The 26629-nt window shown below is 73.6% G+C and carries 25 protein-coding genes and 1 tRNA gene; 11 read left to right on the forward strand and 15 right to left on the reverse strand.

Annotation, left to right across the window (positions count from 1 at the left end; genetic code table 11):
- Positions 1 to 74: 74 nt before the first annotated feature.
- Positions 75 to 1124 carry an FAD-dependent monooxygenase gene (locus tag BUE45_RS17720; protein ID WP_073380453.1) on the reverse strand — a complete coding sequence of 350 codons (1050 nt, stop codon included), beginning with the start codon at positions 1122 to 1124 and terminating at the stop codon, positions 75 to 77.
- A 54-nt stretch (positions 1125 to 1178) separates the two neighbouring features.
- On the opposite strand from BUE45_RS17720, the gene BUE45_RS17725 reads away from it, so the two are divergent.
- Positions 1179 to 1781 (forward strand): TetR/AcrR family transcriptional regulator, encoded by a 603-nt coding sequence (locus BUE45_RS17725; RefSeq protein WP_073380454.1) that lies wholly within the window; start codon positions 1179 to 1181, stop codon positions 1779 to 1781.
- On the opposite strand, the gene BUE45_RS17730 is transcribed toward BUE45_RS17725, so the two are convergent.
- The 4 genes from BUE45_RS17730 to BUE45_RS17745 form a co-directional block, all read right to left on the reverse strand.
- The gene (locus BUE45_RS17730) at positions 1771 to 2682 is read right to left on the reverse strand and encodes a carbohydrate ABC transporter permease (RefSeq protein ID WP_073380455.1); all 912 of its coding nucleotides are present in this window, start codon (positions 2680 to 2682) and stop codon (positions 1771 to 1773) included. The genes BUE45_RS17725 and BUE45_RS17730 overlap by 11 nt on opposite strands.
- The gene (locus BUE45_RS17735) at positions 2679 to 3527 is read right to left on the reverse strand and encodes a carbohydrate ABC transporter permease (RefSeq protein WP_073380511.1); all 849 of its coding nucleotides are present in this window, start codon (positions 3525 to 3527) and stop codon (positions 2679 to 2681) included. Before BUE45_RS17735 ends, BUE45_RS17730 begins: the two co-directional genes overlap by 4 nt.
- A gap of 165 nt (positions 3528 to 3692) precedes the next feature.
- Positions 3693 to 5024, reverse strand: coding sequence for an ABC transporter substrate-binding protein (locus BUE45_RS17740; protein WP_084737432.1), 1332 nt, complete (start codon positions 5022 to 5024; stop codon positions 3693 to 3695).
- A gap of 179 nt (positions 5025 to 5203) precedes the next feature.
- A complete protein-coding gene (locus BUE45_RS17745; RefSeq protein WP_073380456.1) occupies positions 5204 to 5788 on the reverse strand; it encodes a TetR/AcrR family transcriptional regulator in 585 nt (194 codons plus the stop codon).
- A gap of 93 nt (positions 5789 to 5881) precedes the next feature.
- Between BUE45_RS17745 and BUE45_RS17750 the strand changes: the two genes are divergently transcribed.
- On the forward strand, positions 5882 to 6724 hold the full coding sequence (locus BUE45_RS17750; RefSeq protein ID WP_073380457.1) for an alpha/beta fold hydrolase: 843 nt from the start codon (positions 5882 to 5884) through the stop codon (positions 6722 to 6724).
- Between the two features lie 82 nt (positions 6725 to 6806).
- Here BUE45_RS17750 and BUE45_RS17755 read toward each other — a convergent pair whose 3' ends face one another.
- The gene (locus tag BUE45_RS17755) at positions 6807 to 7229 is read right to left on the reverse strand and encodes a VOC family protein (protein WP_073380513.1); all 423 of its coding nucleotides are present in this window, start codon (positions 7227 to 7229) and stop codon (positions 6807 to 6809) included.
- 110 nt (positions 7230 to 7339) lie between these two features.
- Between BUE45_RS17755 and BUE45_RS17760 the strand changes: the two genes are divergently transcribed.
- The 3 genes from BUE45_RS17760 to BUE45_RS17770 all read left to right on the forward strand — a co-directional run bounded on the left by BUE45_RS17760 (position 7340) and on the right by BUE45_RS17770 (position 9424).
- Complete coding sequence (locus BUE45_RS17760; protein WP_073380458.1) at positions 7340 to 8347, forward strand: helix-turn-helix transcriptional regulator; 1008 nt, start codon at positions 7340 to 7342, stop codon at positions 8345 to 8347.
- Positions 8348 to 8436: 89 nt separating this feature from the next.
- Positions 8437 to 9033 (forward strand): CGNR zinc finger domain-containing protein, encoded by a 597-nt coding sequence (locus BUE45_RS17765; protein ID WP_073380459.1) that lies wholly within the window; start codon positions 8437 to 8439, stop codon positions 9031 to 9033.
- A gap of 1 nt (position 9034) precedes the next feature.
- A complete protein-coding gene (locus tag BUE45_RS17770) occupies positions 9035 to 9424 on the forward strand; it encodes a RidA family protein (RefSeq protein ID WP_073380460.1) in 390 nt (129 codons plus the stop codon).
- Between the two features lie 30 nt (positions 9425 to 9454).
- Here BUE45_RS17770 and BUE45_RS17775 read toward each other — a convergent pair whose 3' ends face one another.
- The 6 genes from BUE45_RS17775 to nadD form a co-directional block, all read right to left on the reverse strand.
- The gene (locus BUE45_RS17775) at positions 9455 to 10426 is read right to left on the reverse strand and encodes a zinc-dependent alcohol dehydrogenase family protein (RefSeq protein ID WP_073380461.1); all 972 of its coding nucleotides are present in this window, start codon (positions 10424 to 10426) and stop codon (positions 9455 to 9457) included.
- A 57-nt stretch (positions 10427 to 10483) separates the two neighbouring features.
- Complete coding sequence (locus BUE45_RS17780) at positions 10484 to 10723, reverse strand: hypothetical protein (protein ID WP_073380462.1); 240 nt, start codon at positions 10721 to 10723, stop codon at positions 10484 to 10486.
- A 2186-nt stretch (positions 10724 to 12909) separates the two neighbouring features.
- Positions 12910 to 12982: transfer RNA gene (locus BUE45_RS17785), tRNA-Ala, on the reverse strand.
- An 80-nt stretch (positions 12983 to 13062) separates the two neighbouring features.
- On the reverse strand, positions 13063 to 13686 hold the full coding sequence (locus BUE45_RS17790) for a histidine phosphatase family protein (RefSeq protein WP_178378564.1): 624 nt from the start codon (positions 13684 to 13686) through the stop codon (positions 13063 to 13065).
- Positions 13687 to 13747: 61 nt separating this feature from the next.
- Entirely contained in the window at positions 13748 to 14146 is a 399-nt protein-coding gene (gene rsfS, locus BUE45_RS17795; RefSeq protein ID WP_073380463.1) for a ribosome silencing factor, read from the reverse strand.
- A gap of 17 nt (positions 14147 to 14163) precedes the next feature.
- Positions 14164 to 14796, reverse strand: coding sequence for a nicotinate-nucleotide adenylyltransferase (gene nadD / locus BUE45_RS17800; protein WP_245833321.1), 633 nt, complete (start codon positions 14794 to 14796; stop codon positions 14164 to 14166).
- Positions 14797 to 15123: 327 nt separating this feature from the next.
- Between nadD and BUE45_RS17805 the strand changes: the two genes are divergently transcribed.
- Positions 15124 to 16179, forward strand: a complete 1056-nt coding sequence (locus BUE45_RS17805; RefSeq protein ID WP_073380464.1) for a M48 family metallopeptidase — start codon at positions 15124 to 15126, stop codon at positions 16177 to 16179.
- A gap of 54 nt (positions 16180 to 16233) precedes the next feature.
- On the opposite strand, the gene BUE45_RS17810 is transcribed toward BUE45_RS17805, so the two are convergent.
- Both BUE45_RS17810 and BUE45_RS17815 read right to left on the reverse strand, forming a co-directional pair.
- The gene (locus BUE45_RS17810; protein WP_073380465.1) at positions 16234 to 16956 is read right to left on the reverse strand and encodes an alpha/beta hydrolase family protein; all 723 of its coding nucleotides are present in this window, start codon (positions 16954 to 16956) and stop codon (positions 16234 to 16236) included.
- Positions 16957 to 17001: 45 nt separating this feature from the next.
- Positions 17002 to 18015, reverse strand: a complete 1014-nt coding sequence (locus BUE45_RS17815) for a LacI family DNA-binding transcriptional regulator (protein WP_073380466.1) — start codon at positions 18013 to 18015, stop codon at positions 17002 to 17004.
- A gap of 277 nt (positions 18016 to 18292) precedes the next feature.
- Between BUE45_RS17815 and BUE45_RS17820 the strand changes: the two genes are divergently transcribed.
- The 5 genes from BUE45_RS17820 to BUE45_RS17840 all read left to right on the forward strand — a co-directional run bounded on the left by BUE45_RS17820 (position 18293) and on the right by BUE45_RS17840 (position 25531).
- The gene (locus BUE45_RS17820; RefSeq protein ID WP_073380467.1) at positions 18293 to 20644 is read left to right on the forward strand and encodes an AbfB domain-containing protein; all 2352 of its coding nucleotides are present in this window, start codon (positions 18293 to 18295) and stop codon (positions 20642 to 20644) included.
- A 185-nt stretch (positions 20645 to 20829) separates the two neighbouring features.
- Complete coding sequence (locus BUE45_RS17825) at positions 20830 to 21936, forward strand: ABC transporter substrate-binding protein (RefSeq protein WP_073380468.1); 1107 nt, start codon at positions 20830 to 20832, stop codon at positions 21934 to 21936.
- Between the two features lie 39 nt (positions 21937 to 21975).
- A complete protein-coding gene (locus BUE45_RS17830) occupies positions 21976 to 23571 on the forward strand; it encodes a sugar ABC transporter ATP-binding protein (RefSeq protein ID WP_073380469.1) in 1596 nt (531 codons plus the stop codon).
- A complete protein-coding gene (locus BUE45_RS17835; protein ID WP_073380470.1) occupies positions 23571 to 24536 on the forward strand; it encodes an ABC transporter permease in 966 nt (321 codons plus the stop codon). The genes BUE45_RS17830 and BUE45_RS17835 overlap by 1 nt, the downstream gene beginning before the upstream one ends.
- Positions 24536 to 25531, forward strand: coding sequence for an ABC transporter permease (locus tag BUE45_RS17840; protein ID WP_084737434.1), 996 nt, complete (start codon positions 24536 to 24538; stop codon positions 25529 to 25531). Before BUE45_RS17835 ends, BUE45_RS17840 begins: the two co-directional genes overlap by 1 nt.
- Before the next feature lie 80 nt (positions 25532 to 25611).
- On the opposite strand, the gene BUE45_RS17845 is transcribed toward BUE45_RS17840, so the two are convergent.
- A complete protein-coding gene (locus tag BUE45_RS17845) occupies positions 25612 to 26583 on the reverse strand; it encodes a hypothetical protein (RefSeq protein ID WP_073380471.1) in 972 nt (323 codons plus the stop codon).
- Between the last annotated feature and the right edge of the window lie 46 nt (positions 26584 to 26629).

Below are 26629 nucleotides of genomic sequence, written 5' to 3' on the forward strand. Positions count from 1 at the left end.
CCGCGCCGCCCCGGTCCGGGAGTCCCCGGGCCGGGGCGGTCCCGTGTCCGGTCCGGGTCATCGGCCGCGGGCGCTCATCCGAGCAGCGCGCCCGCGGTGCGCAGGGCTCCGTCGCGCAGCCCGGTGAGGCGGGTGGCGGTGGCCAGCCCGCTCATCGCGCGGGAGGCGCGGACCAGGCGCCCGGCCGGGCGGCGGCGGACCCGGTCGTAGCGGGCCAGTCCCGCGGCGACGGCGGGCGCCTCCCCCAGGGCCGCCGCCAGGGCCGCGGCGTCCACCAGCGACTCGCAGGCGCCCCGGCCCAGGTTGGGGGCCATGGCGTGGGCGGAGTCGCCGATGAGGACGTGGCGCCCGCGCACGTACGAGGGCAGGGCGGGCAGGTCGTAGAGGGTGCGGCGGTCGACGGGGGTGCCGGGCAGGGCGTCCAGGACCCGGACGACGCCCGCGTGCCACCCCCCGTAGAGCCGGCGCAGCAGGGGGAGGGGGTCGGCGCGCGGGTCGGGGGCCAGGTCGGCGCGCACCGCGGCGTACCAGTTGGTGGCGTGCCCGTCCATGGGGGTGGCGCCGAAGACGCGGCCCCTCCCCCACGTCTCGGTGAAGACTCCGGTGTGGCCGGGCACGGCGCCGCGGTAGGCGACGGTGCCCAGCTCCCTCGGGGACGGCGCCCCGGGGAAGGCGCCGCGGCGGACCGCGCCGTTGAGCCCGTCGGCCCCGACGACCACGGCGAACCCGGCCGTGCCCGTGCCCGAGGCGACCTCCTCGGCGGTGACGGGGGTGTTCCAGCGGACCGTCCCCTCCGGCAGGGCGCCGACGAGGATCTCCAGCAGCGCGGAGCGGGCGACCAGGCGCGCGGAGGGTGCCCGGGCATCGAGCCGGGCCAGGGAGCGCCCGTCGGAGGCGAGCAGCCGGGCGGCGGTGGGGACGCTGCCGGTGGCGCGGACCCGCGCGCCCAGGCCGAGGCGGTCCAGGGCCTCCAGCGCGGGCGGCCACATGCCCAGCGCCCCGCCGATGTCGGGGGGTCCGGGATGGCGCTCGCGCACCTCGACCTCCCAGCCGCGGTCCAGCAGGCCGCGGGCGGCCGCGAGCCCGGCGATGCCGCCGCCGACGATGAGTGCTCTACCGTTCATGCGCCCACGCTACTACGATCATAGTAAGGAGTCACTACGAATATAGTCCTGTCCATGTCGCAAACCCGCGAACGCGCCCTGGACGCCGCCATCACCCTGCTCGGCACGGGGGGCGTGCACGCCCTCACCCACGGGCGGGTGGACGCCGAGGCGGGCCTGCCCCGGGGGTCGGCCTCCAACCACTTCCGCACGCGCGACGCCCTGGTCGCCGCCGCCGTGGAGCGGCTGGAGGAGCTGGACCGGCGCGACTGGGCCGCGATGAACCTGCCCCGGGAGCCGACGCTCGACCTGTTCCTGGACGCCGTGGAGAGGTTCGTCGAGATCTCGGTGACCACCGACCGGGTCCGCACCGTCGCCCGCTACGCGCTGTCGGTGGAGGCCACCCACGACCCGCGGATCGCCGAGGCCCTGGCCCGGGGCGCCGGGCTCATCCAGGAGTGGGGGGCGCGCGTCCTCGCCGACCTGGGCGCGGCCGACCCGCAGGCCGCCATGCGCACCCTCATGGCCTACGCCGACGGGCTCATGCTGCGCGGGCTGCTCCGCCCCGGAACGGCCGAGCCCCGGGAGCGGATGGCCGCGGTGGTCCGGGCCTGCCTGGGCCGGCCCGGGGACGGCCCGGAGCGGGGCCGGGGCGATCCGGCCCCGCTCAGCCCTTGACCGCCCCGGAGGTCAGCCCGGCCACGATCCGGCGCTGGAGCACCAGCGCGAAGAGGATCAGCGGCACCGACACCAGCACCGAGGCCGCCATGATCTGGCCGATCGGGTTCTCGTACCCGACGCGCTGGAAGGTGCCGATGAACACCGGGACCGTCTGCACGTTGAGGTCGCGGGGCGCGAACGAGAACGCCAGCAGGAACTCGTTGGTGGCGTACACGAACGTCAGGATCGACGCCGCGCCCACCCCCGGGGCCGCCAGCGGGGCGACCACCCGCCAGAACGCCTGGAACGGCGTGGCCCCGTCCACCTTCGCGGACTCCTCGATCTCCCGGGGGATGCCCGCGAAGAACGTGGCGAGGATGAAGACGGCCAGCGGCAGCGTGAGCGCCACGTACGGGACGACCATGCCCAGGTAGTTGTTGAGCAGGTTGATGCCCGTCAGCGCGTTGAGCTCCAGGTACATCTGGTACAGCGGGTTGACCAGCGCCACCGGCGGGAAGAGCGTGGCCACCAGGGTCAGGGCCAGGACCAGGAACCTCCCGCGCAGCGGCAGCCGGGCCAGCGCGTAGCCCGCCAGCGCGGCCACCGGGATGCACACGAGGGTGGTCAGCGCCGCCACGACCAGCGAGTTGCGCAGCGCGTACTGGAACCCCAGCCCGAAGACCTGCTCGTAGTTGTCCAGCCCGAACGGCCCGCTGAAGATGTCGGGGTCGGTGAGCGCGTCCGCCCCGGAGCGCAGGCTGGTCATGGCCATCCACAGGAACGGGAACAGGCACCACACCACCACCACGGCCAGGCCGAGCAGCTTGAGCGCGCCCAACGCCCACGGCGGCGTCCTCCGGCGCGGCCGGTGCGCCTCCCGCACCGTCTCGCGGGCCCTGGCCTCCTCCGACGTCGTCACCGCTTCACCTCCCGGGCCGTGTCGCCGACCATGTGGCGCCCCATCCGGGAGATGAAGGCCAGGCCGACCAGCATGACGATCACGAAGGTGACCGTGGACAGCGCGCTCGCGTACCCGAGCCGGGGCTCGGCGACGAGGAAGCGCTGCGCGTACACCGACAGTGTCGCCAGCGAGTTGGAGTACCCGGCGAACACGTACGCGAAGTCGAACATGCGCAGCGCGTCCACCGTGCGGAACAGGAGCGCCACCACGATCGCGGGGCGCAGCAGCGGCAGGGTGACCGACCAGAAGCGCTGGAACACCCCGGCGCCGTCGATCTCGGCCGCCTCGTAGTAGTCCTTGGGGATCGTCTGGAGTCCCGCCAGGAGCAGCAGCGCCACGAACGGCGCGGTCTTCCAGACGTCCGCGGCGATGATGCCGACCATGGACCAGACCGGGTCGCGCAGCCAGTTGACGTCGGTGCCGAGCACCGCGTTCACGAAACCCGGGTTGTGGTCGAACATGTAGCGCCACACCTGTGCCGCGACCGCCGTGGGGATCACCCACGGCACCAGGATCACCGCGCGGGTCAGGCCGCGGCCGACGAACGCCTGGTGCATGATCAGCGCGAAGCCCAGGCCGACCGTGAACTCCAGCGTCACCGAGGCCGCGGTGAAGACCAGGGTGTTGAGCGCCGCGTTGTAGAAGCCGGGGTCGGTGAGGGCCCGCGCGTAGTTCCCCAGCCCCGCGAAGTCCTGGTGGAAGCCCCGGATCTCGTAGAGGCTCATCAGAACGGCGTAGAAGACCGGGAAGAGCGCGATGACCGCCATGAAGGCGAACGAGGGGGTCAGGAAGATCCGCCCCATCGCCCGTTCGCCCAGGCCGCGGCGCCGGGGGCGGCGGGGCGGCCGGCCCCCTCCCCGGGCGGTCCGGCCGCCCCCGCCGCTGCCGCCTCCGCCGCCGCGGGGGGCGGGCACGCCCCCCGTCCGGCCGTCGCGTCCGTTCTCGCTGCTCTGTCGGATCGCCATGTCCTACTCCTGCCGAAGGGCGTCGTCGGCGGCGCGCTCCACGGCCTCCAGGGAGGGCTCCGCCTCGGCCTGGCCCAGGAAGGCGGGGTGGAGGCCGTCCTGGATCGCCAGGGAGAGCGAGTTGTACCCCGGGACCGGCGGCCGGGCGTGCGCCTGCGCCAGGATGTCGCCGAGCATCCGGAAGTTCGGGTCCTCCGCGTCGTCGTAGACGGACTCCATGGTGGGCGGCAGGCTGTTCCGGGCCAGGAGCGCCTGGGCGTCGGGATCGGTGGCCGCCCACAGGACGAACTCGCGGGCCAGTTCCTTCTCGTCGCTCAGGGTGCTGACGGCGTTGTTGAGACCGCCCAGGGCGCTGGTGCCGCCCTGCCCGTCGAAGGTCGGCAGCGGGGCGACGGCGAAGTCGTCCGCGACCGCGCTCTCCTCCCCCGCCTCTCCCGACAGCAGGGGCACGGCGTAGGGCCAGTTGCGCATGTAGACCGCCTCCCCGGCCTGGAACAGCGCCCGGGCGTCGTCCTCCACCATGGAGTCGTAGCCCTCGGCGAAGAGCCCGTCGGCGTGGGCGCGGGTCATGAAGTCGAGCGCGGTGGCGGCGGCGCCGCCCTCCAGGAAGGTGGTGCGGGTCTGCTCCTCGTCGAACAGCTCGCCGCCCGCGGCCCAGAACAGCTCCAGGTAGCTGACGACGAAGCCCTCGTACCGGTCGCCCTGGCCCACGAAGCCGGAGATCCCCTCCTCCTCGGCGGCCTCGATCCCGGTCTCGTACAGCTCCTGCCAGGTCCGGGGCGGCTCGTCGACGAGGTCGGTGCGGTAGTAGAGGAAGGCGCCGTTGGAGGAGTACGGGAGGGCGAAGAGCTCCTGGCGCCACTGGGCGGTGTCGACGGCGCCGTCCAGGCTCACCCCCTCGACCTCCGGGCGCAGGTCCTCCAGGCTCTCGACGTAGCCGAAGTCGGCGAACTCGCCGGTCCAGATCACGTCGAGCCCCAGGACGTCGAACTGCCCCGCCCGGCTCTGGAGGTCCTGGAACATCGCCTGGCGCTGCTCGTCGGCGGTGGGCGCGAGGAAGTAGATCTCCACCTGCCGGTCGGGGTGGGTCTCGTTCCACAGCGTGGCGACCTGCTCGTGGACGGCCCGGTCGGCGCCGGTGACGGCCCAGACGAACCGGGGGTCGTCGGCGAGCCCGGCGCCCCCGCCCTCCTGGCCCGGGGGCGCGCCGCACCCGGTGGACAGGACCAGCAGGAGGGCGGCGGCCCCGGCGGCGAGCGACCGCGCGGCCCGCCGGCCGCGCCCCCGTGGCCGGAGTCCGCCCGGCCGCGCCGGGCGCGCCTGTGCGAAGGGCATGGACCTCTCCTTCCGCGTCCCGGTGACACTGCGCGAGCAGTCGGACGTGCTCTGGAGTCATCTCCCCGAAACCGGAACGGAAACATCGCGGTCCGGCGCGGGGGACGTGCGCGGCGAGGAGAACGGGTGGGGCGGCAGGGACGGGTGGGGCCGTTTCCCGCCGACCCGGAGAATGGGCGCTAGGCGGTGCGGGACGCCCCGGTGTCCGCCTCGATGAGGGTCAGGGCGGCGCCGCGGGCCACGTCCGCCGCCTCCGGGGAGCCCGCGATCGCTGCGGTGGTCTGCGCGCCCTCGGCCAGCAGCACCAGCTGGGCGGCCAGCGCCGGGGAGCCGCCGATCCGCCCGACCAGGTCCGCGACGTGGACGCGGAAGGACGCCTTCTGCTCGCGCACGGCGCGCGCGACCCGGGTGGAGCCCGGGCCCAGCTCGCCGTACGCGTTGATGAAGGCGCACCCCCGGAAGCCGTCCTCGCGGAACCAGGCCGCGAGGAAGTCGAACACGGCCAGCAGCCGCGCGACGGGGTCGGCCGAGCCCCGCTCCGCCCGGGTGATGCCCTCGTTCCACATCCGAGACCGGTGCTCCAGGACGGCGATGACCAGGTCCTCCTTGGACGGGAAGAGCTTGTAGATCCGCTTGAGGGGGAACCCGGCCCGCTCCCGCACCGCGTCCATGCCCACCGCGTTGACCCCGTGGGCGTAGAACAGCCCGTCGGCCGCCTCCACGATCTCCCGGCGGGCCCGCCCGTCGTCCACCGCTGCCGCCACTCCGTGTGCCCCCTTGCAATGAGAACGATCGTTCTCTACTCTAGCGGACCAAGGGGAGAACGGCCGTTCTCCCGAACGGGGAAAGGCATCGCCATGGCATTCGTCAAGGTAGGCACCGAGAACGGCACCGACATCGAGCTGTACTACGAGGACCACGGCCAGGGGCAGCCGGTCGTCCTCATCCACGGCTACCCGCTCGACGGCTCCAGCTGGGAGCTCCAGGCACGCGAGCTGCTCAAGGCCGGCAAGCGCGTGATCACCTACGACCGGCGCGGCTTCGGCCGCTCCTCCAAGGTCGGCGAGGGGTACGACTACGACACCTTCGCCGCCGACCTGAACACCCTGCTGGAGATCCTGGACCTGCGCGACGTGGTCCTTGTCGGCTTCTCCATGGGCACCGGGGAGCTGGCCCGGTACGTGGGCCGCCACGGGCACGAGCGGGTGGCCAAGCTGGCCTTCCTCGCCTCACTGGAGCCGTTCCTGCTCAAGGCCGACGACAACCCGGCCGGGGTCCCGCAGGAGGTGTTCGACGGCATCGTCTCGGCCGCCCGCGCCGACCGTTACGCCTGGTACAAGCAGTTCTTCAAGGACTTCTACAACCTGGACGAGAACCTGGGCAAGCGCGTCTCCCAGGAGGTCGTGAACGCCAACTGGAACACCGCCGTCGGCAGCGCCCCCGTGGCCGCCTACGCCGTGGTGCCCGCCTGGCTGGAGGACTTCCGCCGGGACGTGGCCGCGGTCCGGGAGTCGGGCAAGCCCGTCCTGATCCTCCACGGGACCGCCGACAACATCCTGCCGGTCGACTCCACCGGGCGCCCGTTCCACGAGGCCGTGCCCGAGGCGGAGTACGTGGAGGTCGAGGGCGCTCCGCACGGGCTGCTGTGGACCCACGCCGAACAGGTGAACCGGGCCCTGGTGCCCTTCGTCACCGGGTGACGCGCAGGTCCCGGCGCGCAGGGCCCGGCCCCTCGGGGCCACGGCCCTGCGCGCGTCCGGCGCGCCCGGGGGCGCGCCGGGGTCAGGCCCCGTACGGGGCGGGGACGTCCAGCACCCAGGTCAGGCCGAAGCGGTCCTTGAGCATGCCGTACACCTGCGCCCAGGCGGAGGCGCCCAGGGGCTGCACGATCTCGGCGCCCTCGCTCAGCCCCTCCCAGTAGGCGGCGACCTGCTCGACCGAGTCGCCGCGCACCGAGACGAAGTAGGGCTTCTCACCCGGGTTCCACGACGTGTGGCCGGGGACGTCGTAGGCCATCAGGCGAAAGCCCTCGGCGGACTCCACCTGGCCCCACATGACCTGGTCGGCCTCGGCCTCGTCGGTGACGCTGTGGGCGTCCTTGTACGTGATCACGGCGATCTCGCCGCCGAACACGCTCCGGTAGAACTCCAGCGCCGCGCGGGCCTCGCCCCGGAAGTTCGCGTGGATGGTGGTGCCGATGGTCATCTTCGTTCCCTCGTCCTCGGTGGATCCCCACGGGCCGGCGGCCCGTTCGACGACCAAGTTCGCAGGGGAAGCGGCCAGGTGGTGGCCTCTTCTGCGGGCAGGATGGGGCCATGCAGAAAACCTCCGTGCGGCTGCTGAAACTGCTCTCGCTGCTCCAGGCCCGCCGGGACTGGCCGGGGGCGCTGCTGGCCGACCGCCTGGACGTCAGCCCGCGCACCGTGCGGCGCGACGTCGACCGGCTGCGCGGGCTCGGCTACCCGGTGGCGGCCGTCAAGGGCCCCGACGGCGGCTACCGGCTCGACGCGGGCGCCGAGCTGCCGCCGCTGCTGTTCGACGACGGGCAGGCCGTCGCCCTGGCGGTGGCCCTGCGGCTGGCCGCCGCCGAGGGCTCGGGCGTGGCGGAGGACGCGGTGCGCGCCCTGCTGACGGTCCGCCAGCTCATGCCCGCGCGGCTGCGCCGCCGGATCGACACCCTGGAGGTCGCGACCGCCCGGCCGCCCGGGTCCCGGCCGGACCCGCCGGTCGACACCGGCGTCCTCGCGGCCCTGGGCTCCGCCGTGCACGCGCGGGAGGTGCTGCGGTTCGACTACGCGTCCCCCGGCGGGGCGGCCGGGGACGGCGGCCCCCTCGGTCCCCCTCCGCGCCGGGCGGAGCCCCATCGCCTGGTGGCCCGGGCCGGCCGCTGGTACCTGTTCGCCTGGGACCTGGACCGGGACGCCTGGCGCACCTTCCGGGTGGACCGCCTCACCCCGCGCCCGCCCGCCGGGCCGCGGTTCACCCCCCGCGAGATCCCGGGCGGGGACGCCGGGGCGTTCGTCGCCGCCCGGTTCCAGGGCGCGGACGGCCCCGGGGGCCCGCCGTGCCGGGGAGAGGTCGTGCTGGACCTGCCCGCCGCGGCGGCGGCCCCGTTCGTGCGGGAGGGCACCGTCGAGGAGCTGGGGCCGCGGCGGTGCAGGCTCGTCCTGGACTCGTGGTCGTGGACGGGAATGGCCGCGGACATCGCCCGGTTCGACGCGGGGATCGAGGTCGTGGGACCGGACGGGCTCCGGGACGCCGTCGCCCGGCTGGCCGAACGCTTCGCCGCGGCGGTCGGCCGCCCGGGGGCGGGCTCCCCCTGAACGGGGGCGCGCCCGGTTCCCGCCCGCGCGGCGGTCCTCCGCCGTGCCGCGCCCTTGCGGCGCCATCTGTAACTCCCTAAGGTGGTTACATGAGCGAGCGCGCGGAAACGGGACGCTGGATCGTCTCGCGGGACGGTCAGCGCTGGTGGTTCGACCCCGGCGCACGGTCCCTCGACTTCGCCTACACCGGCGGGTTCGAGGGACCTCCCGAATGGGAGGACTGGCACGGTCCCGCGGACGTGGAGCGGTGGTGGCGGGAGCGGTTCGGGGCGGAGGTGGAGGTCGACGCGTCGGCGTACGAGGACGCGCGCGCCCTGCGCGGGGCCGTCGCCCGCGGGGCGCTGGCGGTCTCCGGAGGGCTGGCGGTCCCGGCCGGCGACGCCGCGACGATCGACCGCCACGCGGCGATGCCCGACCTGCCGCCGCAGCTCGGCACGCCCGTCGCCCCCACCCACGAACGGCTGCTCGCCGCGGTGGCGCGCGACGCGGTCGGGACACTCCGGCGGACCGACCGCCTGCGCGCCTGCTCCGCCGACGACTGCGCACTCGTCTACCTGGACACCTCGCGCGCCGGCTCGCGCACCTGGTGCTCCATGAGCCGGTGCGGGAACCGGCACAAGATCCGCCGGCTGCGCGAACGGCGCGCGGCCGGACACACCACTCGAAACGTGACAGAGGAGAACTGAGATGCCGGGAATCACCCACCTGAACCCCGCCGGACTGCACACCAACCCCGCCTTCTCGCAGGGGGTGCGCGCGGACGGCGGGTCTCTGGTCGTCGTCGGCGGGCAGAACGGCACCGGCGGCGACGGCGCCGTCGTCCCGGGCGGCCTGGGCGCGCAGACGGTCCAGGCGTTCCGCAACGTGCTCGCGGTGCTCGCGGAGGCGGGGGCCGACCAGGGCCACGTCGTCAAACTGACCGTCCACCTGAAGGCGGGCGAGGACGTCACCGCCGGGTACCGGGCCGCGGGCGAGGTGTGGGGGCCGCACCCGACCGCGATCACCGTGCTCCAGGTGGCGGGGTTCGCCCGGCCCGACGCCCTGGTGGAGATCGACGCCCTCGCCGTGGTCCCCTGACCGGAGGGCGCCCGGCCGCCGCTCCGGGCCTCAGGGAAAGGTGATCAGGGGCTTGGCGCCGCCGCGGCCCGGGGAGCCGAGCACGGCCTCCAGGTCGCCCAGGCGGTGGCTGCCGCCCAGGCGGGTGCGCAGCCGCCCCTGCCGCAGGTGGCCGAAGACCGGGCGGAACAGGTCCGCGAGGGGTGTCCGGCCGGAGTGGACGAGGTCGCGGAGGCGGAACATCTCGACCCTCGTCCCCCGGTCCCCGGCGAAGCAGGCGGCGGGGAGCGGGACCCCGGACAGCAGCCCGTAGTGCACCAGGACCCCGCCCGGGCGCAGTACCTCCGTGAGGTGGACTCCCCCGGGGCCGCCGACGCAGTCGAAGACGACGTCGGCGGTCGGGCCGCCGAGGGCTTCGCGCAGGCGCGCGGGGGCGTCGGGGTCCTCGGCGTCCAGCACGGCGGCCCACGCCGAGGGGTCGGCCACGGCGCCCGTGCCGGAGCCGCGGACCAGCCCGACCGGCGCGATACCGCGGAGGCGGAGCAGTTCCGCGAGGTGCCCCGCGATGGTCGAGGCCGCCGCGTCGACCACCACGGCCCGGGTCCCGCCGGTGATGTGGCGGTCCACCATGGCCACGGCGGTGAGCGGGTTGATGTAGGCGAAGCAGGCGTCGCGGTCCGCGATGTCGTCGGGGACCGCGACGCACCAGTCCGCGGAGAGGTTCCTGGCCTCCTGCCAGTTACCCGCGGAGCCGATCGGCAGCACCCGGCGTCCCACCATCCCGCCCCGCACACCGGGGCCCGCGGCGGTGACCACGCCCACGCCCTCGAAGCCGGGGACGAAGGGGAAGGCCGTCCGGGAGCCGTAGGCGCCGGAGACCGTGACCAGGTCCGACGGGTTGACCGTGCTCGCGGCCAGCCGCACCCGGACCTCGCCGGGGCCCGGCGGCGGGGGCTCGGCCAGGTCGGTGATCCGCACGACGTCCGCCGCGGGGCCGGGGGTGGTGGCGACCGCACCGATCACGGGTCGGGCTCCTTCGCGGACGGCTCCGGGGGTCACCGCGATTCTAGGGCGCGGCGGTCAGCGGCCGGAGTGGTCGATGACGTTGCCGTTGGAGCAGTTGTCGACGTGGTCGCTCACGTAGTCGCCCAGGACGGGGACCACCGCGACCTCCTGGAGGCAGACCGCCGCGGAGGTGAAGTTCCAGTTGTTCGCGGCGTTCACCCCGCCGCCGAAGTTGGAGTCGTCGGCGGCGTGGGCGGGAGAGCCGACCCCCAGGGCGGCCAGGGCGAGGAAGGCGGTGACGAGGGTTTTCTTCATGCGACAACTCCAATTACGGTATGAACAAAATCAATCACAAAGAGTAACAGTAGTTTTCGTCCCGAGCGGGGTGCCCGACCACTGCCGGTCGGCGGACCGGGGCCCCGGCCACGCGGTTTCCCACCCGCTTGGAGCGCCGGGCCGCAGCCCGGGATTGGACCGGGGCCTGTGCCGTAGTTGTTGTTCTCCGAACCGGAGCGCCCGGCCACTGCCGGTCGGCGGACCGCGACCCCGGCCACAGCCGGAGGGTGTCGCTCCCACCCCGGGTCGCGGGGGTGAGAGCTCGACCGGAGTTCTCCAGAAGCTCAGCCGCTTGGAAAGGGCGGCCAGCGGAGCGTGGACCTGGCCCCGGCGCGGTCGGCGGGCGGCAGATTTTCAGTGGGAAGCGTTGGGTGCACGTCGTCAGTGGCGGGGGTGTCATCCGGGGCTGGGTCGAGCGAGGCGATCCCAGCTCAGCCGCCCGGATCGGGAGGAATGCCCCCTGAAAAGAGCGGTGGGCGCGACAAGCAGCCCGTACGTAGAGCCCACCCATGCCCTCCCAACGCCGTAGGGGGTGAAACGTGCGCTCTCTCTGGGCCTCCAGCACAGCCGGTGAGCGTTGATCCACACCCCGACCCCGGGGGGTGTGGGGAGGGCGTACCTCCCTCCGCAGACACACGGGGGTGAAGCCCGCGCGTATCTGCTCGCCGCGCCCCTGAGGGTTGTCCACCCGCCAGGAGCGCTCAGCCGTAGCCGGAGGGTGTCCCGCTGCCTCAGGTCGCGCGGAGTGAAGCCCGCACGTACCTTCGCGCCCCGCCGCCGGGGGTTGCCCACCCGCCTGGAGCCCTCGGCCCCAGCCGGAGGGTGTCCCGCTGCCTCAGGTCGCGCGGGGTGAAGGCCGCGCGTACCTTCGCGCCGAGCCCCTGGGGGTTGTGGGAGGGAGAACCGCGACCCGGGCCCAGGGTCGTCCACCCGCCCGGCGCCCCACGCCGCGCGAGAGCTGTGCGTGCGCGCGGCCTCGACCCGTCGTGGTGCGGGAGGGAGCTTCGGTGCGGGTTACTACGTCTGTGGTTGGTGTTCCAAGCGAGGTTGTGAGCGACCGCGCGGCCCCGGTCGGACCTTTCCTCCCTTTCCGCGTGGTCGGGCGGGGCAGGCCTCGCCCGGACCCGCCCCCGGACAGCACACCCCCACCACCCGGGACGTGCGGCCCACGCACCCGCCTGCCACTCTGCCGCCCCTCGTATCGTGGGGGCGGATCCGGCTCCGCCGGTCTGTACCTTCCCAAGCGGTGACCGTCTTGGAAACCAAAGGTTCTGGTCGGGCGCGACCACAGACCGCCGTTTCCAGCGGGTGACCGTCCTGGAAGCCTCCAAGTCCGCCTCACCCCCTGGCGCGGAGCACGCGGGAGCGTGACCCGACACCCCCTGTGGCCAGGCCGAGCGAGAACGCGCGGCCTTACCCCGCGCGACCCGTCCTGGGAGCGGCACCCTCCGGCTACGGCTGAGCGCTCCAAGCGGGTGGACGACCCCCAGGGGCGCGGCCAGCAAGCACCCGCGGCCCTACCCCGCACGCCCTTGCGTGAGAGCGATGCCCTCCGGCTGTGGCCGGGGGCTCCAAGAAGGTGAACAACCCCCAGGGGCGCGGCGGGTCAGGTGCGCGCGGCCTTCACCCCCAGGGGTTCGCGGAGCCGAGTACGCCCTCGTCAACCCCCTGGAGCCGGGGTATGGATCAACGCTGACCGGCTGTGCCCGGGGCCCAGAGACAGCGCACGCTCCACCCCCCATTGCGTTGAGGAGGGCATGGGTGTGCTCTACGTACGGGCCGCTTGTCGCGCCCACCACCGTTTTCAGGGGGCATTCCTCCCGCCGCTGTGTCTGGGCTGGGATCGCCTCGCTTGACCCAGCCCCGGATGACACCCCCACCACCACGGACGTGAGCCCAACGCGCTGGCCTTGCGGTCTGCCGTGCGCCGACTGCGCCGGGGCCAGGTCCACGCTCCGCCGGCCGCCCACTCCAAGCGGCTGAGCTTCTGGAGAACTCCGGTCGAGCTCTCACCCCCGCCACCTGAGCGGGGAGCGACACCCTCCGGCTGTGGCCGGGGTCGCGGTCCGCCGACCGGCTGGAGCCGGGCGCTCCGGGCGGGTGGGGACGACGAAACGACCCCGCCGGTGGCCGATGGCCGCCGAGCGGGGTCGTTCCGAGTGGAGTGGAGCTATGGGGATTCGAACCCCAGACCTCCTCCATGCCATGGAGGCGCGCTACCAACTGCGCCATAGCCCCTTGTGGGAGTCGGACCTCGTGCTTTCGCGCGCTGCCGACTCCCACACCATAGCGGAATCCCGTCCGAACGTCGAAACGGATTACGCGTCGTCGCTGAGCACCACCGGCTCGGGCAGGCTGGCCGCGTTGTGCTCCATGAGCCGCCAGTGGCCCCTGCGCTGCTGGAGCACCGACCAGCAGCAGTTGCTGAGCGGGCCCAGGATCTCGCGCTGCTCGTCGGCGAGGCCGAGCATGCGGGCGATGCCCACGCGCAGCGCGGCGCCGTGGCTGACCACGACCAGCAGGCCGCCCTCCGGGGTGCGGGACAGCGCCCGCCGGACGGCGGCGTGCATGCGGTCGCCGACCTCCCCGATGGGCTCTCCGTCGGGGATGTCCATGCGCGGGTGCCGGTCGGGCCAGCGCGCGGCCAGCTCCTTGCCGGTGAACCCCTCCCAGGATCCGCCGAACCGCTCGCGCAGCCCCTTGTCGTACTCGATCGGCAGCCCGGTCGCCCGGCCGAGGCGGCCGGCCGTGTCGGCGGCCCGTTTGAGGTCGGAGGCCACGATCAGGTCGGGCTCCAGGGTGGCGAGCAGGCGGCCCGCCCGCTCGGCCTGGGCGTGCCCCACCTTGTCGAGTTCGATATCGGTCTGCCCTTGGAAGCGGTTCTCCGCGTTCCACGCGGTACGGCCGTGCCGCCAGAACAGCACGCGACGGGTGTCGGTCACCTTGGTGCGTCTCTCCACTCGGGGGTGTTGCGCGAGCCCCGCGGCCGGGGCGGCGGTGCGGTTACGGCTCTTCCAGCGGGGTGCGCTCGGCACCGTGGGAGCCCTCGGGCAGCTCGATACCGGGGCAGTCCTTCCACAGGCGCTCCAGCCCGTAGTAGCCGCGCTCCTCCTCGTGCTGGACGTGCACGACGATGTCGGCGTAGTCCAGCAGCACCCAGCGGCCGTCGCGCTCGCCCTCGCGCCGGACGGGCTTGGCGCCCGCCTTGAGGCGCAGCTGGTCCTCGATCTCGTCGACGATCGCGCGGACCTGGCGGTCGTTGGGCGCCGAGCAGAGCACGAAGGCCTCGGTGATGACGAGCTGCTCGCTGACGTCGTAGGCGATGATCTCCTGCGCGAGCTTGTCGGAGGCGGCCTCGGCGGCGACCTTGACCATTTCCAGCGCCTTGTCGGTGGCTGTCACGTTGTGCTTGCTGCCTTTCAGCTGTCTCGGTAGAGCCCGGTCTTGTTGATGTAGCGGACGATGCCGTCCGGGACCAGGTACCAGATGGGTTCGCCCTTGCGCACGCGTTCGCGGCACTCGGTCGAGGAGATGGCCAGCGCCGGGACCTCCACCAGGGAGACCTTCCCCTCGGGCAGTCCGGTGTCGCTGAGCCGGTGACCGGGACGGTTACAGCCTACGAAATGCGCGAGCTCGAAAAGTTCGTCGGCGTTGTGCCAGCCCAGGATCGCACCCAGCGCGTCGGCGCCGGTGATGAAGAACAGCTCCACGCTGGGGCCGTAGGAGGACCGCAGTTCGCGGAGCGTGTCGATCGTGTACGTGGGCCCGTCGCGGTCGATCTCGATGCGGTCCACCCGGAACTGCGGGTTCTCCGCCGTGGCGATGACCGTCATGAGGTAGCGGTCCTCCGGCGGCGTGACCTTGTCCGGGTCCTTCTGCCAGGGCTGCCCGGTGGGCACGAAGACCACCTCGTCGAGCTCGAAGAGGTGGGCGACCTCACTGGCCGCCACGAGGTGGCCGTGGTGGACGGGGTCGAAGGTGCCGCCCATGATGCCGATCCGGGGGGGCCGGCCCGCCCCGGAGGACCTCCGCCCGCTGTTGTGCCCGTGCACCACTCGACTGCTCCGTTCCTCGGTCCGGCGTGCCGGATTCGGCCAACCGAGATTAACCGACGCGGCCGGGGAACACCGCACCCTTTCCCCTGGTTCGCACCTTTTTCCGGTGCACAGGAACAACGGCCGCGACGCCCTCCTGCTTCCCCGCGCGGAACCCCTGAGGTACGCCGGGGTTCTCCCTGAGGTTCCCCCGACCACGGCACCGGCCCGGGCGCCCGCTCCCCGGGCGCCACCTCGGCTTCCGGCCGCGGACCGGACAAACGCGTCATATCTCGTTGCCCCGAAACCGTGGCCAAGCGGGATCCGGGCGCATAGCATGCCGTTATGTCCAACTCACCAGATCGCGTCCGTGTACGGCTCTCCGACATCTCACCCCGTGCCTACGAGCACCCGGCCGACCGCGGCGCCCTGGTCGCGTTGCGGTCCCTGCGCGGTTTCGACGAGGTCTTCAAACGCCTCTCCGGCCTGTTCAACGAGCGCGCCCTGCGCCTGATGTTCCTCTCCAGCGCGGTCCGCGTGGGCCCGACCCAGTTCCCCCACGTGTACGACTACGTGCGCGACGCGGCCTACGTCCTGGACATGGACGAGGTCCCGGAGCTGTACATCCAGATGAACCCCAAGCCCAACGCCATGGCGATCGGCAGCCACAAGCCGTTCATCGTCATGACCACGGGCCTGTTCGACCTGCTGGAGGCCGACGAGCAGCGGTTCGTCATCGGCCACGAGGTCGGCCACATCCTCAGCGGCCACGCCGTGTACCGCACCATGCTGCTGGCCCTGATCCGGCTGGCCACCCGGGTGGCGTGGGTGCCGTTGGGCTACATCGGCCTCCAGGCCATCGTGGCCGCGCTGGAGGAGTGGTACCGCAAGTCCGAGCTGTCCTGTGACCGCGCGGGCATCCTCGCCGCCCAGGACCCCGAGGCGGGCAAGCGCGCGCTGATGAAGCTGGCGGGCGGCTCGCGCCTGGCCGAGATGAACCCGGACTCCTTCCTGGAGCAGGCCCGCGAGTACGAGAGCGGCGGCGACGCCCGCGACGGCCTCCTCAAGCTGCTGAGCCTGGTCGGGCAGACCCACCCGTTCGCGGTGGTGCGCCTGGCCGAGCTGCACCGGTGGATCGAGGACGGCTCCTACCAGCGCATCCTGGACGGCGACTACCCGCGCCGCTCCACCGACAAGGAGGCGAAGGTGGGCGAGGAGGCCCGCAGCGCCGCCAAGTCGTACAAGGAGTCCTGGGAGCGCACCGGGGACCCGCTGCTGGGCACCCTGCGCGACGTCGCGGGCAGCGCGGCCAGCGCGGGCGGCAAGATCTTCGACTCGGTGGCCGACCGCTGGCGCAACGGCTCCCCGCGCGGCGGCCAGGACCAGACCACCAACAACTAGCCCGCACCGCGGGAGACGGGGGCGGCCCGGCCGGGCCGCCCCCGCCGTGTGCGCTCAGGCGTGCAGGCGGGCGCGCACCGCCGCCCAGGCCGGGTGGGCGGGGTCGATGACCGCGAAGTGGTCGGCGCCGGGCACCTCGCGATACTCCACGTCGTCGCCCGCGGCGCGGGCCGCCGCCGCGTAGTCGCGGCTGTGCCCGACCGGGACCCTGGGGTCGGCGTCCCCGTGCACCACCAGGTGGGGCCGCCCGATCGGGAGCCGGCGCAGGGGCGAGGGCTCCCCGTGCGGGTGCTCGCCCAGGAAGGGCCCGACCGCGCCCTCGCCGAGCCCCTCGCGGGCGCAGCGCTCCAGGTCGGTGACGGGCGCCAGCGCGACCACCCGGGTGACGGGGGTGTCCGGTTCCAGCGCGTTGAGCAGGGCCAGGTGCCCGCCCGCGGAGTGGCCCGCGCTCACCACCCGGGAGGCGTCGTAGCGCTCCGGCGCGGCCCGCAGGGCACGGCCGACCAGACGCAGGGCGGCGTTCACGTCGTCCAGGGTCCGCGGCCAGCCGCCGCCGTCGCGGCCGGTGCGCCGGTACTCGACGTTCCACACCGCCCACCCCGCGCCGGCGAGGTCGCGGGCGAGCGGGTCCATGAGCGAGGCGTCGTGCAGGTCGCGCCACCAGCCGCCGTGCAGCAGCACGGCCACCGGAGCGGGGCCGCCGGCGGCGCCCCCCGCGGGCTCCCACCGGTGGACGACGGCGCTGGGGTGGTCGCCGTAGGGCTCGGTGACGGGCATGTTCTCCTCCTCGGTCGCCCCGCACCGTAGCAGCCGGCGCGCGCGTCAGGGCCGCCCGACCGTGCTCTCCCGGGTGATGAGCGCGAAGCCCGGCTGGATCCGCCGCGGCGGGGTGTCGGCCTCCCCGGCCAGCCGGTCCAGGAGCATGTCCGTGGCGGCGCGGGCGATGGCCCGCTTGTGCGGGGCGACGGTGGTCAGGGTGGTGGCCCCGTAGCGGCTCTCCTCGATGTCGTCGAAGCCGACCACGGCCACGTCGTCGGGGACGCGCAGCCCGCGCTCGGCGAGGGTGCGCATGGCGCCCACGGCGATGAGGTCGTTGTAGCAGAACACCGCGTCGGGCCGCTGCCCGGAGTCGAGGAGGCGGGCCACGGCCTGGGCCCCGTCCTCGCGGCTGTAGCCGTCGGTGACGGCGATGAGCGCGTCGTCGGAGGGCAGCCCGGACTCGCCCATGACCTCCCGCCAGCCGCGCAGCCGCAGGTGGGCGGTGGCGCGGGCGCGGCCGTGCCGGGCTCCCACGAACGCGACGCGCCGGCGGCCGATCTCCACCAGGTGGGCGGCGGCGGTGCGGGCGGCGGCGACGTTGTCGATGGCGATGTGGTCGTAGGGGGCGCTGTACTCGCGCTCGCCCAGCAGGACCAGGGGTGCGTCGCTCTCCCGGGCGAGCAGGTCCTCGTTCTCCAGCTCGATGGGGCTGAGGATGAGCCCGTCGATGACGCGGGCGCGAAAGCCCTGGGCGAAGAGGACCTCCTGGTCGCGGCGGCCTCCGGTGTGGTCGAGCAGGACGATGTAGTCGAGCCCGGCCGCGTGCTCGATGACGGCGTCCGCGAGTTCGGCGAAGTAGGGGTTGGTGAGCTCGGGGACGGCCAGGGCGATCATCCCGGTGCGGCCCTTGCGCAGGTGGCGGGCGGTGAGGTTGGGCCGGTAGCCGAGTTCGTCGATGGCCCGCTGGACGCGCTGGCGGGTCTGGGGTGTGACGTGCCGGTACCCGTTGACCACGTTGGACACGGTCTTGATCGACACCCCCGCCCGCTGTGCGACGTCCTTCAGGCTGATGCCCACGGGGCCTCCTCGTGGCTGGCGCGGCTGGCGGCGGTGATTTTCCATCGTTATACAACATGGGCGCCGAGTCTGCACCACCACCGTAAGCAGGACGGATGGGGAAACGCGGGGAAACGGCAGGGTGGGGGCGGTTCCCCTTTTCCGTTCCCGGAGGTCTGGACAGGCGTCGAGCATCGTGCTCTCATCTTCGTGACGTCAGGTTTTCCACGTTGTAAAAAGTGCGGACCTGGGACTCCGGCACCCCGGGCCGCACCGCTCGCGAACACGGAGAAACCGTATGCACGGCAGACCCCCCGTCCCCCCGTCGTCCGACCGCCGCACCCCCGAGCCCCCGTCCGCACCGGCCCGCCGGTCCCCCCTGGCCCGGTGGGGCGCGGTCGTGACCGCCCTGCTGCTCGTCCCGGCCGCCGCCCTGGCGGCCACCGCCGCGTCCGCCCCCTCCGCCGGTGCCGAGGCCGCGCCGCTGGAGACCCCCTGGACCGCCGAGGTCTCCCCCGACAACGCCCTGCCCGAGTACCCGCGCCCGCAGATGGTGCGCGAGGACTGGCTCAACCTCAACGGCACCTGGGAGTGGGAGCCCGCCTCCGCCGGCCAGGCCCCGCCGCTGGGCGAGGCGCTGGACCGGGAGGTCCTCGTCCCGTATCCGGTCGAGTCCGCGCTCTCCGGGGTCCAGGAGAAGCACGAGCGCATGTGGTACCGCCGCTCCTTCGAGGTCCCGGCCGACTGGGACGGGAGCCGGGTGCTGCTCAACTTCGGAGCCGTGGACTGGGAGGCCACCGTCTGGGTGAACGGCGCCGAGGTCGGCGTCCACACCGGCGGCTACGACAAGTTCTCCTTCGACATCACCGACCACCTCGCCGCGGGCGGCAACGAGATCGTCGTGGGGGTGTACGACCCCACCGACGGCGGCGGCCAGCCCGTGGGCAAGCAGCGCGACGAGCCGTCGGGCATCTTCTACACGTCCTACTCCGGGATCTGGCAGACGGTGTGGCTGGAGCCGGTCTCCCCCGCGCACGTCACCCGGCTCGACGTCACCCCGGACGTGCCGGGCGAGCAGGTCGAGGTGGTGGTCAACGCGGCGGGCGCCGAGGGGGCCACCGCCCGGGTGGACGTCCGCGACGGCGACACCGTGGTGGGCACGGCCTCCGGCCCCGCGGGGTCGGCGATCACCGTGCCGGTGCCCGACCCCCGCCTGTGGTCGCCCGACGACCCCTTCCTGTACGACCTCGACGTGTCCCTGGAGCGCGACGGGGAGACCGTCGACGAGGTGGAGGGCTACACGGGGATGCGCTCCATCACCACCGGCGAGGTGGACGGGGTGCTGCGGCCGCTGCTCAACGGCGAGTACGTGTTCCAGGTCGGCACCCTGGACCAGGGGTACTGGCCCGACGGCATCTCCACCGCGCCCACCGACGAGGCCCTGCGCTTCGACCTCCAGGCCCACCTGGACCTGGGCTACAACACCGTCCGCAAGCACGTGAAGGTCGAGCCGGACCGCTGGTACCACTGGGCCGACGTGCTCGGGCTCATCGTCTGGCAGGACATGCCCAACATGGCCCACGAGCCGTCGGCGGCCGACCGCGAGCAGTTCGAGGCCGAGCTGCACGAGATGATCGACGAGCACCGGTCGTTCCCGTCCATCACCCACTGGATCCCCTTCAACGAGGGCTGGGGGCAGTACGACGGGGCCCGCATCACCGACGAGGTCAAGGACGCCGACCCGTCCCGCCTGGTCACCGGCGCCTCGGGCTGGCACGACACCGGCAACGGCGACGCCGTGGACTCCCACATCTACGTGGGCCCGGGGAACCCGGTCCCGGCGTCGGACACCCGTATCTCGGTGCTCGGCGAGTTCGGCGGCTACGGACTGCGCACCGAGGGCCACGAGTGGAGCCCGGGCGACGGGTTCGGCTACGAGATGCTCTCCGACTCCGGGTCCCTGACCACCCGCTACACCGGGCTGATGGCGGGCGTGCAGCGGCTGGAGCGCACCCACGGGCTCTCGGCGGCGATCTACACCGAGATCACCGACGTGGAGAACGAGCTCAACGGCATGTGGACCTACGACCGCCGGGTCCTCAAGGTGGACGCCGCGGCGGTGGCGGCGGCGCACGCCGACCTCGTCGCCGGGGACCCGGTGGGCGGCCGGGAGGACCTGGAGACCGGCGGGTTCCACTCCCTGCGGGTGACCACCCCCGGACACGGGGACCGCTACCTGCGCCACCGCGAGGGGCTGGCCCACACCGAGCCGGTGGACGACTCCGGCTCCGACGTGCTCAAGGCCGACGCCACCTGGAGGATCGTGCCCGGCCTGGCCGACGGCTCCTGCGTCTCCTTCGAGTCGCGCAACTTCCCCGGCGAGCACCTGCGCCACAAGGACTCCCGGGTGGGCCGCGAGGCCTCCGACGGCGGCACCCTGTTCGCCGAGGACGCCACCTGGTGCCCGGTGCCGGGCCTGTCCGGCCAGGGCGTGTCCTTCCGCTCCTACAACTACCCGGCCGAGTACCTGCGCCACTACGACGGCGAGCTGTGGCTGTCCGGCGCGGGCGGCGTCACCGAGCCCTACGAGACCTCGGACCGCTACGCCGAGGACGTGACCTGGGCGGTCGAGGACCCCTGGGCCCCCTGACCCGCCCGGACGCCGCGCACGGCCCCTGAACCCGGTCGCCCCGCGCGTCCGCCCCGAGCGCGCCCGCGTCCCCGGCCCGGCGCCGGGGCACGGCCGCCCCGACGCCCCGCGGCAGGTCGCCGCGGGGCGCGGGCCGGCGGCCCGCGCCCTCCCCCCACGGAACGAGAAGACCCGGAGGAAACGACATGAACGACACCCCCGAGTACGCGCACCCGTCCCCGCGTTCACGCCCGCGGCTGCTGACCGTGGCCGCCGCCTGCACCCTGGTCCTGCTCGCGACCGCCTGCGCCCGGGGCGAGGAGCCCGCGGGCGGCGGCGACGGCGGAGGCGACACCGAGGGCCAGGCCCAGGTGCTGGACGAGGCCGCGGCCGGGGACCAGACCTGTGCCATCGACCAGTACGGCGGCCAGGGCTACGACCTGTCCGATGTCAAGGTCGGCTTCTCCCAGTCCGAGGCCGAGTCCAACCCCTTCCGCATCACCGAGACCGAGTCCATCAAGGCCGAGGCACAGGAGCGGGGCGTCGAGCTCATCACCTCCAACGCCCAGTCGGACTTCTCCCGTCAGATCACCGACGTGCAGGACCTCATCTCCCAGGGTGCGGAGGTGCTCATCATCGCCCCGCTCAACTCCGACGGGTGGAAGCCCGTGCTGGACGAGACCAGAGAGAGGGGCATCCCGATCATCACCGTCGACCGGGCCATCAACGGCACCGCCTGCGAGGACTTCGTCACCTTCATCGGCTCCGACTTCGCCGAGCAGGGCCGCCGGGCGGCCGACAAGACGATCGAGGCCCTGGACGGGGAGGGCGAGGTCGCGATCCTGCTCGGCACCGCGGGCAACAACGTCACCACCCAGCGGACCGAGGGCTTCAAGGAGCGGATCGGGGCCGAGGCGCCGGGCATCGAGATCGTGTTCGAACAGTCCGGCGACTTCACCCGCGAGGGCGGCCAGTCGGTCACCGAGCAGCTCGTGCAGTCCGACCCCGGCATCGACGCGATCTACGCCCAGAACGACGAGATGGGCATCGGCGCGGTCACCGCCCTGGAGGGCGCGGGCAAGGGCCCCGGCGATGTCGCCATCGTGACCGTGGACGGGACCCGCGGCGCGGTCGAGTACATCATCGACGGCTGGATCCACGCGGTCATCGAGTCCAACCCGCGGTTCGGCCCGCTGGCGTTCGAGGCCGCCGAGGCGTTCGGCTCCGGTGAGGAGGTCGGCACGAACCTCATCATCACCGACCGCGAGTACGACGCCTCCAACGCGGAGGCGGAGGTCGGCGATGCCTACTAGGCCGGCGCCGGCCGCCCGGCGCTCCCGGAGGGCGGTGCGATGACGGGACCGGTGGAGCGCGGCCCGGCCGTGCTGGGGGCCCGCGGGGTGACCAGGAGGTTCCCCGGGGTCCTCGCCCTGGACCGGGTCGATTTCGAGGTGCTGCCCGGTGAGGTCCACGCGCTGGTCGGCGAGAACGGGGCGGGCAAGTCCACCCTGATCAAACTGCTGACCGGGGTGTACCGCCCCGACGGCGGCGGCCTGGAGTACCTGGGCGCTCCGGTGCGGTTCGCCGGCCCGCTCCGGGCCCAGCGGGCGGGGATCGCCACGATCTACCAGGAGGTGAACCTGCTGCCGCTGCTGAGCGTGGCCCGCAACCTGTTCCTGGGGCGCGAGCCGCGCCGGTTCGGGCTCATCGACTTCGCCCGCATGCACCGCGAGGCGCGGGAGGCGCTGTCCGGGTACGGCGTGCACGTGGACGTGCGCCGCCCGCTGCGGGAGCTGTCGATGGGCGCCCGGCAGATGGTGGCGCTGGCCCGCGCGGTGGGCTCGGACGCCCGCGTGGTGATCATGGACGAGCCGACCTCGTCCCTGGAGCCGCGCGAGGTGGAGACCCTGTTCGAGGTCATCGGCACCCTGCGCGAACGCGGCATCGGGGTGGTCTACGTCAGCCACCGGCTGGACGAGCTGTACCGGATCTGCGACCGGGTCACGGTCCTGCGGGACGGCCGGGTGGTGCACACGGGGGCGATGGCGGAGCTGGAGCGGCTGCGGCTCATCTCGCTGATGCTGGGCAGGGACGTCGCCGACGTCGCCGGGGAGGGCGTGACCACGTTCTCCGGCGAGCACACGGAGGTGTCGTCGGAACCGGTGCTGGAGGCCGCGGACCTGGCCGCCCGCCACCGGCTGCACGGGGTGTCCTTGCGGATCCGGCCCGGCGAGGTGGTGGGCCTGGGCGGCCTGCTCGGCTCGGGCCGGACCGAGACCGCGCAGGCGATCGCGGGCGCGCTGCCCCTGGACTCCGGCCGGGTCTCGGTGCTGGGGGTCCCGGTGCGGCGCCGGTCCACGGCGGCGGCGATCGCCGCCGGGATCGGGATGCTCACCGAGGACCGCAAGCACGAGGGCATCGTCCCGGGCTCGTCGGTGCGGGAGAACATCGCGCTGGCGGCGCTGCCCCGGCTGAGCCGGTTCGGCCTGGTGTCGGAGCGGCGGGTGGACCGCGTGGTGCGGGTGTTCATGGAGCGCCTGCGTATCAAGGCGGTGGGACCGGAGCAGAAGGTGGAGGAGCTGTCCGGCGGCAACCAGCAGAAGGTGCTGCTGGCGCGCTGGCTGGCGCTCGAACCTCGGGTGCTGCTGCTGGACGAGCCGACCCGCGGCATCGACGTCGGCGCCAAGGCCGAGGTGCAGCGGCTGGTCGACGAGCTGGCCGCGGAGGGGCTGGGCGTGCTGCTGATCTCCTCCGACCTGGAGGAACTGGTGGAGGGGGCCGACCGGGTGCTGGTCCTCAAGGACGGCGCGGTCGTGGGTGAGCTGTCCGGCGGGGAGGTCACCGAGCGGGCGCTCATGGCCGTCATCGCCGGGGAGCCGGTCACGGCGGCCGGGGAGCGCGCCGGGGACGGCGCACCGGCCGTCCGCGGCGGAGAGGAGGTGCGGTGATGGTGCGGGCCGTCTCCGGGGTCCGGCCCCGGGTGGACCGGGCGACGCTGCTCGCCTGGACGCGCGACTACGGCGTGTACGTCGGCGTCGCCGTGATCGTGCTGTTCAACATCGTGTTCACACCCAACTTCCTCTCCCTGGAGAACTTCCGGGTGCAGGCGGTCCAGGTGGCCCCGGTGCTCATCGTGGCTCTGGGCATGGCCCTGGTCATCGCCACCGGCGGCATCGACCTGTCGGTGGGCGCGGTGATGGCCCTGTCCGCCTCGGCAATCGCCCTGTACCTGGGCTACGGGCCGGTGGTCGCGGTGCTGGTGGCGCTCGTGGCGGGCGCCGCGGCGGGGGCGGTCAACGGCCTGCTGGTGGCGTTCGCGGGGATCCAGGCGATCATCGCGACCCTGGCGCTGATGATCGGCGGGCGGGGACTGGCACTGGTGCTGGTCCCCCGGCTCCAGGGCATCCGCAACGAGGACCTGCGGGCCTTGGGCTCGGGGTCGTTCCTCGCGGTTCCGTACGTGGTGTGGATCGCCGCGGTGCTGGTCGCCGTGGTGGTGTTCCTGGTGCGGCGCACCGTGTTCGGCCGGGGGCTGGTGGCGATCGGCGGCAACCGGCGGGCCGCCGAGCTGTCGGGGCTGCCCGTGCGGCGGACCCTGCTGCTGGTGTACGTGCTGTGCGGGGTGCTGGCGGCGGTCGCCGGGGTGCTGACCACGGCCCGGCTCCAGGCCAGCGACCCCAACTCGGTGGGCGTGCTGATCGAGCTGTCGGCGATCACCGCCGTGGTGGTGGGCGGGACCCCGCTCACCGGCGGGCGGGTGCGCATCGCCGGGACCATCGCGGGGGCGGTGCTGATGCAGCTGCTGGTGGCGACGCTCATCAAACACGACCTGCCGCCGTCGTGGACGCAGATGGCCCAGGCCGCGGTCATCATCGGCGCGGTGTACCTGGCCAGGGATCGGAGGCGGACCTGATGTGGCGTGACCTGTTCCAGCGGCACGGCGCCCTCATCGTGCTGGCGGCCGTGGTGGTCGCGGCGGGGGCCGGCCTGGACGGCTTCCTGACCGCGGGCAATCTCGACAACGTGGCGGTCGGCGCGTCGTTCCTGGCGGTCATCGCCCTGGGGATGACCTTCGTGATCGTCACCGGCGGCATCGACCTGTCCGTGGGCACGGTGTTCGCCCTGGCCGGCGTGCTGGCGGCCTGGGCCTCCCAGTACGGGTCCGCGGCGGCGCTGCTGGTGCCGCTGGTGGTGTGCGGGGCGATCGGGGCGCTCAACGGCGCGCTGATCGCCCGGGCGGGGCTGGCCCCGTTCATCGTGACCCTGGCGAGCATGCTCGGCTCGCTCGGGCTGATGCTGGCGGTCTCCCGGGAGGGCACCGTCACCCACCTGGTGCCCGACGGCCTGGCGCTGACCCCGCTGGTGCACGGGCGGCTGCTCGGCCTGGTCGGCCACCCGGTGCTGCTGGTGGTCGTGCTGTTCGCCGCGGGCGGCGTCGTCCTGGGCCGCACCCGGTGGGGCCAGTACGTGTACGCGGTCGGCGGCAACGAGCAGTCGGCGGCGCTGATGGGCGTGCCCGTCGGAGGCGTCAAGGCCGCCGTGTACACGCTGTCGGGCCTGTGCGCCGGCCTGGCGGGCACCCTGAACGCGGTGTGGCTCGGGTCGGGCGTGACCATCTTCGGCATCGGTACCGAGCTGGAGGCGATCGCCGCCGTCGTCATCGGCGGCACCCTGCTGACCGGCGGCTACGGGTTCGTCGCCGGGACGCTGGCCGGTGTCCTGCTCCTCAAGGTGGTGCAGAACGTCATCAACGCCGTGGGCGGGCTGTCCTCCGCCTACCAGGAGGTCGTCAGCGGACTGTTCCTGGTGGTCGTGGTGCTGGCCCAGAAGTGGTTGAGCCGGCCCGGCGCGGCGGCCCCCACGGCCCCGCACGGTCCCTCCGGGCCGGCCCGGACGGGCGCCCCCTGACCCCGCGCACATGAAGCTCGGCGCCGCCGGCGGGGGCCGGCGGCGCCGATGCGCGTGGAGCGGTGGTGCGGTCGCCGGTCCTAGAAGGCCGGGCCGGCGGCCAGGGCCGCGTCGACGGTCTCGGCGCGGGCGGCCTCGACCTCTCCGGCCAGGTCGTCCTGGTGCGCCTCGAACTCCTCCACCACGGCGGTGCTGAAGGAGCGCAGCGCCACCTCCTGGGTGAGGATGTCGCCGCGGACGCGGTTGGCGTCGCCGATCTGGGCGGTCGGGGTGTTGCCCGACGCGACCAGGTCGCCGCCGACGATGTTGTTGTCGATGTAGGCGCCACCGGAGATGCCGGTGACGGTCAGCGTGCCGTCGATGTAGTTGACCGACGAGCAGAAGCCCTCCTGCTCGCCCGTCCCGACGGCCACCGGGCCGGCGCCGTCGGTGTAGGACGCCGCGCCGATGACCTCGCTGTCGCAGAGGATGCCGCCGGAGGCGGAGCCGCTGACGGTCAGGGCGCCGCGCACGACGGAGTCGTAGATGTCGACGTACTCGACACCGGTGCCCTTGACGGCGCCGCCGATGCGGGAGCCCTCGACGTAGACGGCGCCGGTCTCGGCGTTGATGTTCTTGACGGAGGAGTCGACGACGAAGGCGAAGCCGTCGTTGGCGGCGCCCTCGACCGGGACGGTCCGCAGGGCCGCACCGGCGCTGCTCTCCTCCAGGTAGGTGCCGTACGAGCCGCGGTTGACCACACGGCCGTCGACGGACGTGTCGGAGGCGTCGAAGTAGCCGTCCTGCTGGACGATCACCTCGCCCTGGATCTCACCGCCCAGGATGTGCAGGTTCCCGCCCTTGCGGACGGTGACGTCGCCCTGGATGACCGTGCCGTCCAGGAAGCAGCTCTTGCCGGCGGGGACCGCGAGGTCCGTGGGCAGCGTGATGGCGCCGCCGTGGCCCGAGCAGAGCGTGACAAGGTCCGCCTGAGCGGGAGCGGCCATGAGCGTGACGCCGCCGACGGCCAAAGCGGCCGTGGCCGCAGCCGCGACCGAACTCCGGATCTTCATGCGGGGGGATTCCTTTCGTCGTGACCGTGGGGGCGACGCTCTGGTT

This window comes from Nocardiopsis flavescens (genome assembly GCF_900141985.1).
GTDB lineage: Bacteria > Actinomycetota > Actinomycetes > Streptosporangiales > Streptosporangiaceae > Nocardiopsis > Nocardiopsis flavescens.